This is a genomic window from Rhodococcus pyridinivorans (assembly GCF_900105195.1).
In the GTDB taxonomy this organism is placed as follows: domain Bacteria; phylum Actinomycetota; class Actinomycetes; order Mycobacteriales; family Mycobacteriaceae; genus Rhodococcus; species Rhodococcus pyridinivorans.
The window spans coordinates 4,826,728-4,838,797 of sequence record NZ_FNRX01000002.1 but is presented as its reverse complement, the minus strand read 5'-3'; the positions used below and the strand labels follow the sequence as shown (position 1 = coordinate 4,838,797).

Genomic DNA, 12,070 nt, shown 5'->3' with positions numbered 1-12,070 from the left:
CGATCCTCGACACCGATCACGCGATCAGGCCCCGCTCGCGCGCCGCGACCACTGCGGCGGTGCGATTGTCCACGTCCAATTTGGTGAAAGCGTGCACCAGATGGGATTTCACGGTTGCCTCGCTGACGAAGAGCTGTTTGGCGATCGCGCGATTGGACAACCCTTCGGCGACCAGCGACAGCACTTCGATTTCGCGGGCGCTGAGGTCGGTGCGGGGCTGCTGCATGCGGCGGTAAAGGCGCTGGGCCACGTCCGGGTCCAGGACGGTCTCCCCACGGGCCGCCGCGAACACCGATTCGATCAGCACTTTCGGGTCGGTGTCCTTGAGGAGGTAGCCCGCCGCACCGGCTTCGACCGCGCGCAGAATGTCCGCGTCCGTGTCGTAGGTGGTGAGTACGACGACCCTCGGCGGATCGGCCGCAGTCAGGATCCGGGCGGTCGCCTGCGCCCCGTCGATCCCCGATCCCAGACGCAGATCCATCAGCACCACATCGGGTTTCTCGGCCGACGCCGAAGCCACGGCTTCCTCACCCGACGATGCTTCGGCGACCACCATGATGTCATCGTGCGACGCCAGCAACGCGCGCATTCCCGCCCGTACCACCGGGTGATCGTCGACGAGCAGTACACGTACCGCACTCATGCGACCCGCCCGATCGGAAGGGTTGCGGCGACCGCGGTTCCGTCTCCGGGTGCCGATTCCACGACGAGTGTGCCACCCAGTTCGGCCAGTCGTTCCCGCATCGACCGTAAGCCGAATCCACCGTCCTGACGTTGATCGAAGCCGATACCGTCGTCGACGATATCGAGCCGTACTTCGTCGGATGCGTAGCTCAATGTCACCCGTACCCGACGCGCCCGCGAATGCAACCGCACGTTGGCGAGAGCACTCTGGGCGACGCGGAGCAAGGCGACGTCGAAGTCCGTCACCAGCGGGATCGGATCGCTGTCGGTGAGTAGGTCACCGGTGATCCCGGTCTGCTGCTCGAGTTGGTCGAGCAGGCGCCGCAACGCGGATTCGAGCGGTGCGGACTCGAGCGCAACCGGCGCGAGCGCGTCGACCACCCGGCGGGCCTCGATCAGATTCTGCTGCGCGGTGTCCGCGATCTGCGCGAAGACCGCCGCAGAATTGTCGGGAGCGCGCTGCCCGGCTCGGGAGAGCAGCAGAATGGACGAAAATCCCTGCGCCAGAGTGTCGTGAATGTCACGCGCGAGGCGGGAACGTTCGGTCAGTGCGCCCGCTTCCCGTTGCAGCGCGACCAATTCGTCCTGCGCCCCGAGCAACTCTCGGTGCGCCTCGGTGAGTTCGTCCACCAACTGCTGTCGCTGCGCGGACTGCCGCACCAACTGTTGGTAGACGACGGCCATTCCGGCGGCAGCTGCCGCCCCGAACACCGGTCCGAGAATCGAGGCAACCGTGTTCGTGGTGCCGTGCCACAGCGTCGCTGCGATCGCTATCGCGGTCAGCATGATCGTCACCGTCAACGCGACCGGAGTGGAGAACAGGGGAAAGCACAGGAAGAACAGGGCGAACGCCAGCCAGACGAAGTTGACATCCGCCACCACGAGAGCCAACCAGCCCAGCCCGAGCGCCGCGAACCAGATCTGCCCCGACCGGCGCTGTACCGGCTCCCCGTTCTCGAAGCCCTCACGCTGCGCGAACCAGATCCCGAAGAGATACCACCCGGCTACCACGACAGCGAGCGCGACGATCGGAACGGGATGAGCACTGTCGGTAACCGTGCGCACGACACCCACCGCGAGGAGCAGGAAGAACAGCAGATGGGCGCCGAATTGCATGGCGCGTAGCACCGGCACGGCCCCGCCCGAGTCAGACCCATCGGAATTCCGCATCTCGCCCACTCTAATACCGCACTATGCCGTCGACCGCACCGATCGACGATCTCCAACTTTCGATGGATCAGCGAACCCAACCAATGCGCGATGCCGGGAATGTTGCCTTGCACGACACTGAGATGCATGTTCCTCGCTTTCCGTGATCTCCGGTTCGCCAAAGGTCGCTTCACGCTGATGACCTCGGCCCTGTTCCTCATTTCGCTGATGGTGGTCACGCTGTCGGGGCTGACCTCCGGACTGGGTAATCGGTCTATCGCTGCGATCGAGAACATCGGCGCCGACCACTTCGCATTCGGTGCTCCCCCCGATGGCCGCTCGGTCTCGTTCGCCGAGTCGACCGTGACGACGCGGCAGTATGCGGAACTTGCGGAGGCCGACGGTGTCGATGCTGCGTCGATCATCGGGGTGGCACCCGCTCGGATCAGCGTCGACGGTCGAGAAGTTGCCGCTTCTGCGTTCGGCGTCGACGGGCATTCTTTCGCCGCTCCGGTCGTGCTCGGTGCCGGCTCGGTAGCCGTGGACGCCGACCTCGCCAATGACAACGGATGGACGAACGGAACCCGGATTTTGATGAGCGGAAAGGTATTCACCATCACCGCTCTGGTCGACGACTCGTTCTACAGTCATCAGCCCGTGGTCTGGATGGACCACGACGCATGGATGTCACTGCCGTCGGCCGGTGGCAGTGACGGCACCGTCGTTGCATTGCGGACCTCCGCAGGGTTCGACGCCGATTCTGTCGGTGAGGCGACCGGGACGGCCGTCACCGACGGCCGCGGTGCGCTGAACGCGATCGGGTCGTACACCTCCGAGCGTGGATCGCTGCTGTTGATGCAGACCATGCTGATGATCGTCAGCGCCTTGGTCGTCGGGGCCTTCTTCACGGTATGGACCATCCAGCGCGGCCAGGACCTCGCTGTGCTCAAGGCTGTCGGTGCCTCCACCCGCTATCTGCTCCAGGACGCACTCGGGCAGAGCTCGATCGTGCTGGTACTCGGATCCGGACTTGGAGCCCTGGCCGCAGCCGGTCTCGGAACGGCAGCCTCGCAGTCGGTTCCGTTCTCGCTCACGATGTCCACCACCGTGGTTCCGTTCCTCGCCCTCGTTGTGACGGGCATGATCGGCGCGGCTGCTTCCCTGGTCCGTATCGCCAAGGTCGACCCGCTCGCTGCCCTTGCAGCCGCTCGATGAGTCATCTACCGAGAACGAAGGACTTCGACATGAGTATCTGCTTACGCAACATCGTCCTCAGCTATCCCGACGGTGACGGGCATCGACGCGTCCTCGACGACGTGGATTTCGAGGTCCGACGCGGCGAATTCGTGGCTGTGACCGGTCCGTCCGGGTCCGGCAAATCGAGCCTGCTCGCTGTCGCCGGCCTTCTCATCACCCCCGATTCGGGTCGTGTCGTTATCGACGGCAGCGACATGACGGGACTGGACCGTGACGAGCGCACGACCGTGCGACGCGAGAAGCTCGGATTCGTGTTCCAGCAGTCGAACCTGCTGCCCTCGTTGACCGCAGTCGAACAACTGCAGATGATGTCCCATCTCGCGGGCGACTCGGTCCGCGAGAGTCGTGCCCGTGCCACGGACCTGTTGTGTTCATTGGGTCTCGACGGGCACCTGGACCGGCGTCCCCACCAACTGTCGGGAGGGCAACGGCAACGGGTTGCGATCGCGCGAGGACTGATGAACGACCCCTCGGTGTTGCTCGTCGACGAGCCCACCTCGGCCCTCGACGAGAACCGCAGCCGCGAGGTCGTGGCCCTGCTCGCCGATCTGAGCCGGGATCGGGATGTGGCGATCGTGATGGTCACTCACGACCTGAGCCGGCTGACTCTCGTCGACCGCGCCTGTGCCGTGCGCAACGGGACACTGATACCCCTGCCTGGCTCCGTGCCGAGCGCAATTCACTGAAACAGCGGCGAACTGTTGTCACGCGGTATCGGGAATCTTCCTGACCGGGCCATGGCTTGGGCTTCGGCGGAGTGGGGTCGATTTTCCGGACCGCGGGAGGCATCGTGAACGACCCAGCGCCTGTGTCCGGCGATGCGCGGCGGAGTCTGCGCACGTCGGAACCGATCGAGACCGGTGTTGTTGTCGATTTCTCGCGGAAACTCGACAACAACACCGGTCTCGATCTGCTGGGAATCGGAATCAGGCGGCGGGACGCCCCTGATCGCGCAGGGCGGAGAGGGCGTCGATGCGCTCGACTGCCTCGGCGACGATGCGGTCGATCAGTTCCTGGCAGCTCGGCAGGTCGTCGAGCATGCCGACGACCTGGCCCGAGGCGAGCACACCGGCTTCGGTGTTGCCTTCCACGAGACCGGCCTTGAGGAGCATGGGGGTGTTGGCGGCCATGATGATCTGCTGCCAGGTGCGGTCGCTCGCCTTCTTCATGGCGAGGCCGTCCTTGACGATGGTCGACCACTTCATGCCCGTCATCGACTTGAACTTCGTCGCGTTCCGCGCGGCCGCGAGCAGTCCCTTCGCGTAGGTGGACTTCTCGAGGCTGTTCACCAGGTCGGTGTTCAGGACCCGGTGCGGCATGCCGTCGACCTTGAATGACACCGTGGTGTCCTGCAGTCCCCGCGAAAGGTACTGCTGCTTCACCGAATCGGGAACAGCACTGTCGCTCGTGAGCAGGAACCGAGTGCCCATCGCGATGCCGGCCGCGCCGTAGGACAGCGCGGCGGCGAGCCCACGACCGTCGAAGAAGCCACCGGCGGCGACGACGGGGATGTCGACGGCGTCGAGGACGCTCGGCAGCAGCAGGGTTGTCGCGACGGGACCGGTGTGGCCACCGCCCTCGCCGCCCTGCACGATCACCGCGTCGGCGCCCCACGAGGCGACCTTCACGGCGTGCTTGGCAGCACCGATCGACGGCACGACGACGATGCCGTGATCCTTGAGCTTGGCGATCAGCTCCTTCTTCGGTGCGAGGGCGAACGACGCGACCTTGACCTTCTCGCGGATCAGCAGGTCGATGCGCTCACCGGCGTCCGAGGCGTCGGCGCGGATGTTGACGCCGAACGGCTTGCCGGTCAGCGACTTGGTCTTCGCGACCGCCGCTTCGAGTTCGGCGTAGGTCATCGTCGCCGAGGCGAGGATGCCGAGACCACCGGCGTTCGACGTCGCGGCGGTCAGGCGGGGACCGGAGACCCATCCCATGCCCGTCTGAACGATCGGGTGCTCGATCCCCACCAGGTCGGTCAGGGCGGTGCGCAGGACGGTCACAGCGAGACCTCGCGGTCGCGCAGACCCTTGGGGTCGATCACCTCGCGGATCAGACGCAGTTCCTCGAAGGTCGGCTCGCGGGTCACGCCCGCCTCGTCCAGGCCGGCGACCTCGAAGGAGGTGTTCTCCGCGACGGTGGACGCCTCGACACCCGGGTGCAACGAGAGCGCCCGGAAGGTGTGGTCGGGACCGCCGAAGTCGAAGACACCGAGGTTGGTGACGACCCGCGCGATGTCCAGGAAGCGGTACGCCGGGTTCTCGGGATCGACCTTGTCGTATCCGACACCCGAGACGATATCGACCGTGTCGACGAAGACGCGCGAGGAGTGCTTGCCGACCCAGTAGCTGGTCGCGTGGTTGATCGTGTTGCCGGGAGCGCCGCGCACACCGAACATCTGGCGTGTCGGCTGCTGGAGTGGACCGAAGGCCGACAGGTTCTGGTTGCCGTACCGGTCGATCTGGTTGGCGCCCATCACCACGTGGCGGCGGCCCGAGGCGACGACGTCGAACACCTTGCGGAAGGGCATCCAGCCTTCGATCGGTGCCTTCGCGCCGAGGGCCGGGACGTCGGCGAGGATGAGTGCTTCACCGTCGGTGATCAGCAGGTCGGGCTCGGTGGTGAGCTTGGCCAGGCGTGCACCGATCTGCGGCAGTGTCGCCATCGGGCTCGCCATGATCTCGCCGGCACCCGAGAAGATGTCGGCGCATGCGATCGCGCAGTACTCGGCGCGGGTCACGGTCTCGGTGGTGGTCATGCCTGCTCCTGTGCGAACTTCTGGACTGCGGCCTGGTAGTCGTCCTCGCTGCCAGAGAGGAAGCGGTCGACGAATGCCTGCCATGCCTCGGGGTCCTTGGCGGACTCGGCGTAGTGGCGCTGGAACTTCTCGTCGCGGCCGTAGCTGTCGCCCGCGAGGGTGAAGTGCGCCCCGTTCGGTGCTTCGACGATTCCGTCGACCATCATGCGGTTGAGCAGGAGCTGCTGCAGCGGAACCTCTTTCACGAGCTGCTCGGTCTCGACGATCTTCTCGACGGAGACGTAGCGACGTTCGGCGGCCATGCAGTAGAGGTCGTCGAAGTAGGGGTCCACGCCCTGGTAACCGGAGTTGCCGTGCTTGTCGCCGATGTTGAGGTGCACGAAGGACGCGTCGAGGTTCAGCGCCGGCATGGCGATGAGGGTCTCCGTGCCGTCCGGTCCGGGATACGGCGAGGTGACGGTCTTCAGTTCACCCTCCCAGAAGTCGACCACGGCCGAACCCAGGCCCGCGCGGAGGGGCAGGAACGGCAGGCGCGCGGCGGCGGCTTCCAGGCCGCACTTGATCATGCCCTCGTCCATCTCACGGGCGATGATCTCGCCGCCCGTGCGGGCCTTGGAGAACCACGGGTCGTAGAACGGTGCCGAGTCGAGCGAGACGAATCCGTAGTACGCCTTCTTCACCTTGCCCGCCGAACACAGCAGGCCCAGATCGGGACCGCCGTAGGTGACGACGGTCAGATCCTTCACGTCCGAACGGAGGATGGCCCGCACGAGGGCCATGGGCTTGCGGCGCGATCCCCAGCCGCCGAGGCCGATGGTCATTCCGCTGCGCAGCTCGCCGACCACGTCGTCGAGCGACATTCTCTTGTCACGCATGGTGTTCCGAACTCCTGGTGGTGTGAGGCGTCAGCTGTTGCTGCGCGGCTTTCCTGTTGCGACGAACTCGTCGCGGTGCTCGTCGGCGATGCCGGCGAGATTCAACTCGAAGGTGAAGCCCTGCTCGAGGCGGTAGCTCGTCTTCACGTCGACGGGGTCGATGCGGTTGATGGCTTCCTTCGCACGGCGGATGACGCGGGTGTCCTTCGCGGCGATCATCTCGGCGACCTCGCGTGCGGCGGCGTCGAGTTCGCTGCGCGGCACGACCTTGTACACCGAGCCGAAGTGCTCGAGCTGCTGCGCGGTGACGTTCTGCGCCGTGTAGTAGAGGGTGCGCATCATGTGCTGGGGGACGAGGCGCGCGAGATGCGTTGCGGCGCCCAGTGCACCGCGGTCGACCTCGGGCAGGCCGAAGACGGCGTCGTCGGAGGCGACGATGACGTCCGCGTTGCCGACGAGGCCGATGCCGCCTCCGACGCAGAAGCCGTTGACGGCGACGATGACCGGTACCTCGCAGTCGTAGACGGCGGCGAATGCCGCGGCACACCCGTGGTTGGCGGCGATCAGGGCGTCGAACCCTTCGGTGGCCTGCATTTCCTTGATGTCCACACCCGCGTTGAAGCCTCTGCCCTCGGCGCGCAGGATCACCGCGTGGGTGTCGAGACTGCGCCCGGCCGTGGTCACGGCCTCGGCCAGGTCGAACCAGGCCTGTGAGGGGAGAGCGTTCACGGGCGGGAAGTCGACGGTGACCGTGGTGATACCGGCGCTGTCGGAGGTCGAGGTGATGCCCATGGCATGTTCCTAACGTCTGTACCAAACCAAGCGATTGCTTGGTAAGTTAGCACAGGATAGCCGCCGGACCCAGAGGGTCGAAGGGCCGTAGGGTCGAAGTACGACCGATCATCGAGGAGAGAAGATGCCCGAAGCAGTAATCGTGTCCGCAGTACGGTCGCCGATCGGGCGAGCACGCAAGGGCTCGCTCGCGTCGATCCGCCCGGACGACCTGGCGACCCAGATGGTCGCTGCAGCGCTCGCGAAGGTCCCCGATCTCGATCCCACCGAGATCGACGACCTCATGCTCGGCTGCGGCCAGCCCGCCGGACAGTCCGGCTTCAACATCGCTCGCGTGGTCGCGGTGCAACTCGGCTACGACTTCCTTCCCGGCGTGACCGTCAACCGGTACTGCTCGTCGTCGCTGCAGACCACCCGCATGGCGCTGCACGCCATCAAGGCCGGCGAGGGCGATGTGTTCGTCTCCGCCGGCGTCGAATCGGTGTCGAGCTTCGTGACCGGCAACGCCGACGGTCTGCCCGACACCAAGAACCCGCTGTTCGACGACGCCCAGGCGCGTACCGCCAAGCTCGCCGAAGGCGGAGTGCCGTGGACCGACCCGCGCACCGAGGGTCTGCTCCCCGACGTCTACGTCGCGATGGGACAGACCGCCGAGAACGTCGCCTCCCACACCGGCATCTCGCGCGAGGACCAGGACCGCTGGGGCGTGCGCTCGCACAACCGCGCCGAGGAAGCCATCAAGAGCGGCTTCTTCGAGCGGGAGATCACTCCGGTGACCCTCGCCGACGGCACGGTCGTCAGCACCGACGACGGTCCGCGTCCGGGCACCAACTACGAGGCCGTCAGTCAGCTCAAGCCGGTCTTCCGCCCGGACGGCACGGTGACCGCCGGCAACGCGTGCCCGCTCAACGACGGTGCGGCCGCTCTGGTGATCATGTCCGACACGAAGGCGAAGGAACTCGGACTGACCCCGCTCGCGCGCATCGTCTCCACCGGTGTCTCGGGCTTGTCGCCGGAGATCATGGGTCTCGGACCGATCGACGCGACCCGCAAGGCTCTCGCCAACGCGAACATGGGCATCGACGACATCGACCTGTTCGAGATCAACGAGGCGTTCGCCGTGCAGGTGCTCGGTTCGGCGCGTGAGCTGAAGATCGACGAGGACAAGCTCAACGTCTCGGGCGGTGCGATCGCGCTCGGTCACCCCTTCGGGATGACCGGTGCCCGCATCACCGCGACACTCATCAACAACCTGCAGACCCACGACAAGCAGTTCGGCGTCGAGACGATGTGCGTCGGTGGGGGTCAGGGCATGGCGATGGTGCTCGAACGCCTCAGCTGAGCTCAGTCCTCCGAGTCGGTCGGGGGGTCGTCGGTCTGCCGCTTGCGCTCGTCCTGGCGCCGGCGGCGCGCGACCTCCCGGTTCGCGAGGACGGCCGCGAGCACGACCGGCCAGACGTACTTCGCCTTGTCTGCGACGGCCTTCACCCACTCGGGCACGGTGAAGTCGAACAGGGAGAATTCCGGCAGGGAGATGGTCGGCCACGGAATGTCGGGCCACGGAATGTCCGGCCAGGAAATGTTGATATCCCAGTCGGGCCAATCGATTTCGGGGATCGGGATCTGTGCGAGCAGCCAGAGCACGATCAGCGGCACGGCGACCCCGGCTACGGCGACCGCCGTGCGCTGGGCGGCGTATTTCCGGGGGTGCGCCCGGATCCATTCCTCGCGAACAGCCGCCTTGGATCCGGGCTCGGGGTCGAGGTCGACCCCGCCGATGCCGGTGAGGGCGGCTGCTGCCGCACCGAGTTCGGTGTCGCCGTCCCACCAGGTGACTCGTCGGGCCGGTCCGATGAAGGTGGGGAGCCTGACGGCGATCGCGCCGCGTTCGTGCCCGTCGAGGACGACCTTGTCGTCGGAGGTCTTCTTCGTGGCGATCTCCTCGCCGTCGATCGTCCAGGTGATCCTGCGGCCCAGCCCGGCATCGTCGATTTCCACGGCGTGCTCGGCGCTCTCCCAGGTGAGCAGCCAGCGCTCCGGAGTCTTCGGCATACAGTAATAATAGAGCGGACACTCCATCAATGGCATCCAGGGAGCCGGGGACATGGCACGTACGGTCGATCCGGTCCGGCACGAGGCGCGCCGCCTCGGGATCATCGACGCAGCTCTGACCTGCTTCGCCCGACACGGCTACGACGGCACGACCACGGCCGCGATCTGCCGCGAGGCCCGCATCGGGTCCGGAACCTTCTTCCACTACTTCCCCACGAAACTGTCGCTGATGGTGGCCGTTCTCGAACTGGGCACAGCCGAAAGCGTGGCGTGGTTCGAGGCGCAGAGCGGGCGAACCGACGCCACCCGTGTACTCGACGAATACGCCGTTCGGGCAGCAGAGGATGCGTCGGATCCCCGTACGGCCGGCTTCGTCCGAGCGGTCGGGGCTGTGATGACCCGGCCGGAGATCGCGGCTGCTCTCGACCGCGACGCCCGCGCGCTGCGCGACGGATTGCTTCCCTGGGTGCGGCTCGCGCAGCAGGCCGGAGAGATCCGGACCGACCTGCCCGCGGATCGGCTCGTCACCTGGCTACAGGCTTTGCTCGACGGCTACCTCGGCGTCGTCGCCGCCGAGACGTCCTTCGACCCCGTGCTCGAACAGGAAACGCTCCGCGACGCCCTGCAGCGCCTGCTCCGGCCGTAGATGTGCAGATCCGTCGTCACCAGTGGCCGTGGGTGTCGCGCCAGCCCTTGCGGATGATCTTCCCGGTGGCGTTGCGCGGCAACAGGTTGCACGTCAGCGTCCATTGCGTCGGCACCTTGAAGTAGGCGAGACGCTCGGATGCGAAGGTCGTCAATTCCTCGACGGTGACCGTGGAGCCTTCGACGAGCACGACCACCGCAGCCACCTCCTGGCCCCATTCCGGGTGGGGCGCGCCGGTCACCATGCATTCGCGGACCGCCGGGTGCAGGGCCAGGACGCGCTCGACCTCCGACGGGTAGACGTTCTCGCCGTTCTGGTGGATGAGGTCGGCGCGCCGGCCCACCAGACGCAGACGGCCGTTCTCGACCACGCCGAAATCACCTGTGCGCAACCAGCGGTCGGGAGTGATCGCCTCGGCGGTCGCCGCCTCGTCGTCCCAGTAGCCGAGCATGACGAAGGGGCTGCGCACACACACCTCGCCCACGCGGCCGTCGGGCAGCCAGGCGCCGCTCTGATCCCGGATCTCGAGGCTCACCGTGATGATCGGCGCGCCCACCGTGCCGGGGAACTCCTCGAGTTCGGCGGCGGAGGCCACAGCGATCGACGTGCTGCACTCGGTGATGGTGTAACTGTCGACCATGGCGTGCTTGCCGAACGGAAGCCCTTCGCGCAGAAGTTGTTTGAACTCCGGCGTCGAAGGTTCCGAGGACAGGGTGAACCGGCTCAGCGAGGTGAGGTCGTATCTGTCGAGATCTTCGTCCTCGAGCATCCGCGCCGCCATCGACGGCACGGCCATCCAGTGGGTGACCTGTTCCGCCTCGATGAGTTCGAGCACGGGACGCACGCCGTACCAGCCCTGGTTCATCACCACGGTGCTGCCGGTGGCCAGGCGCGGCACGATCGTGTTGTGCAGGCTCGTGATGTGGAACAGTGAGGACGTCAGCAGATAGCGGGAGTCCGATGGTGCGGACCGGTCGTATGTGCCGCCGGTCCAGATCGTCGCGATCGCGTCGAGGTACCGGTGGTAGTCGACCACTGCCAGCAGATTCCGCTGCGAGTGCAACGCACCCTTCGGATCCCCGCTCGTGCCCGAGGTGTACAGGAGGACGGCCGGATCGTCCTCGGCGACTCTCGGGGGCGGCGGCTGCGCGCCGTCGAATTCGGCGATGAGGCGCGGTAGATCCTCCTCGATCGACAGCACCACCGTCTGCGCACGGTCGATGCCGGCCACGGCCGCAGCGCGCGGACCGTCGACGAAGAGCACCCGGGGTCGCGAATGACGGATACCGAATTCGAGTTCCGGTTGCACCCACCACGCGTTCAGGCCCACCGAGATCGCACCGAGGGCCTGCGTCGCCCAGAAGGCGGTGACCCACTCGGGCCGGTTCGCCGACAGGATCGCGACCCGGTCGCCCACGCCAACCCCGTACCGCTCGTGGAGCGCCGCGGCGAGGGCGTACGACATGCGCGCGTTCCGGGCGAAGGTGATCCGCTGATCGGTCGTGACCAGATACTCGCGGTCGCCCCAGGCGAGGGACTGCGAGAGCAGATCCGCCACGGCGACGTCGCGTCTGCGCATGACGGGTATCTCGGTGCCCAGGACGTCCTGCACGACGATCTCGAACTCGCCACCCGGACCGGTGAGTCGCGATACCAGCTGATCGAGGAAATGGGAGGGATCGGAGGGGATGGTCATCGCCTGTATCCCACCGGTGCCCCTGCACGCTTCACGGACGTCCCCTCCTCCATCGAGTGCGTACCGCCAGAATCTCACGACGGGTCACCCCGACTTCGAATGTACCGGTGAGTGGGACGGGCGGTGACGGTCACCATCGCTCTCCCTAGCCTGTGACC

General features: G+C 66.4%; 12 protein-coding genes. 4 read left to right on the top strand and 8 right to left on the bottom strand.

Annotated features, from left to right (window positions below):
- Window positions 1-16 precede the first annotated feature (16 nt).
- Together BLV31_RS22990 and BLV31_RS22985 are read right to left on the bottom strand one after the other, a co-directional pair.
- Window positions 17-643, bottom strand: coding sequence for a response regulator (locus tag BLV31_RS22990; protein ID WP_064061682.1), 627 nt, complete (start codon window positions 641-643; stop codon window positions 17-19).
- Window positions 640-1,854, bottom strand: coding sequence for a sensor histidine kinase (locus tag BLV31_RS22985; RefSeq protein ID WP_050993522.1), 1,215 nt, complete (start codon window positions 1,852-1,854; stop codon window positions 640-642). Before BLV31_RS22985 ends, BLV31_RS22990 begins: the two co-directional genes overlap by 4 nt.
- A gap of 126 nt (window positions 1,855-1,980) precedes the next feature.
- On the opposite strand from BLV31_RS22985, the gene BLV31_RS22980 reads away from it, so the two are divergent.
- Together BLV31_RS22980 and BLV31_RS22975 are read left to right on the top strand one after the other, a co-directional pair.
- Window positions 1,981-3,048 carry an ABC transporter permease gene (locus tag BLV31_RS22980; protein WP_064061683.1) on the top strand — a complete coding sequence of 356 codons (1,068 nt, stop codon included), beginning with the start codon at window positions 1,981-1,983 and terminating at the stop codon, window positions 3,046-3,048.
- 29 nt (window positions 3,049-3,077) lie between these two features.
- Window positions 3,078-3,776 (top strand): ABC transporter ATP-binding protein, encoded by a 699-nt coding sequence (locus BLV31_RS22975; RefSeq protein ID WP_019290135.1) that lies wholly within the window; start codon window positions 3,078-3,080, stop codon window positions 3,774-3,776.
- A gap of 240 nt (window positions 3,777-4,016) precedes the next feature.
- On the opposite strand, the gene BLV31_RS22970 is transcribed toward BLV31_RS22975, so the two are convergent.
- Genes BLV31_RS22970 through echA20 form a run of 4 tightly spaced genes read right to left on the bottom strand, consistent with a single transcriptional unit; the run spans window position 4,017 to window position 7,518 of the window.
- The gene (locus BLV31_RS22970; RefSeq protein WP_072740528.1) at window positions 4,017-5,096 is read right to left on the bottom strand and encodes an NAD(P)H-dependent flavin oxidoreductase; all 1,080 of its coding nucleotides are present in this window, start codon (window positions 5,094-5,096) and stop codon (window positions 4,017-4,019) included.
- Window positions 5,093-5,851, bottom strand: coding sequence for a cholesterol ring-cleaving hydrolase subunit IpdB (ipdB, locus tag BLV31_RS22965; RefSeq protein WP_024102905.1), 759 nt, complete (start codon window positions 5,849-5,851; stop codon window positions 5,093-5,095). Before ipdB ends, BLV31_RS22970 begins: the two co-directional genes overlap by 4 nt.
- Window positions 5,848-6,726 (bottom strand): CoA transferase subunit A, encoded by an 879-nt coding sequence (locus BLV31_RS22960; RefSeq protein ID WP_024102906.1) that lies wholly within the window; start codon window positions 6,724-6,726, stop codon window positions 5,848-5,850. Before BLV31_RS22960 ends, ipdB begins: the two co-directional genes overlap by 4 nt.
- A 30-nt stretch (window positions 6,727-6,756) precedes the next feature.
- Entirely contained in the window at window positions 6,757-7,518 is a 762-nt protein-coding gene (gene echA20 / locus BLV31_RS22955) for a (7aS)-7a-methyl-1,5-dioxo-2,3,5,6,7,7a-hexahydro-1H-indene-carboxyl-CoA hydrolase (protein WP_024102907.1), read from the bottom strand.
- Between the two features lie 124 nt (window positions 7,519-7,642).
- Between echA20 and BLV31_RS22950 the strand changes: the two genes are divergently transcribed.
- Window positions 7,643-8,860, top strand: coding sequence for an acetyl-CoA C-acetyltransferase (locus BLV31_RS22950; protein WP_006550414.1), 1,218 nt, complete (start codon window positions 7,643-7,645; stop codon window positions 8,858-8,860).
- A 2-nt stretch (window positions 8,861-8,862) separates the two neighbouring features.
- On the opposite strand, the gene BLV31_RS22945 is transcribed toward BLV31_RS22950, so the two are convergent.
- The gene (locus tag BLV31_RS22945; protein WP_064061684.1) at window positions 8,863-9,570 is read right to left on the bottom strand and encodes a hypothetical protein; all 708 of its coding nucleotides are present in this window, start codon (window positions 9,568-9,570) and stop codon (window positions 8,863-8,865) included.
- Between the two features lie 52 nt (window positions 9,571-9,622).
- Between BLV31_RS22945 and BLV31_RS22940 the strand changes: the two genes are divergently transcribed.
- Window positions 9,623-10,216, top strand: coding sequence for a TetR/AcrR family transcriptional regulator (locus BLV31_RS22940; RefSeq protein WP_024102909.1), 594 nt, complete (start codon window positions 9,623-9,625; stop codon window positions 10,214-10,216).
- Window positions 10,217-10,232: 16 nt separating this feature from the next.
- On the opposite strand, the gene casG is transcribed toward BLV31_RS22940, so the two are convergent.
- On the bottom strand, window positions 10,233-11,912 hold the full coding sequence (casG, locus tag BLV31_RS22935) for a steroid-24-oyl-CoA synthetase (protein WP_006550411.1): 1,680 nt from the start codon (window positions 11,910-11,912) through the stop codon (window positions 10,233-10,235).
- Window positions 11,913-12,070: the final 158 nt, after the last annotated feature.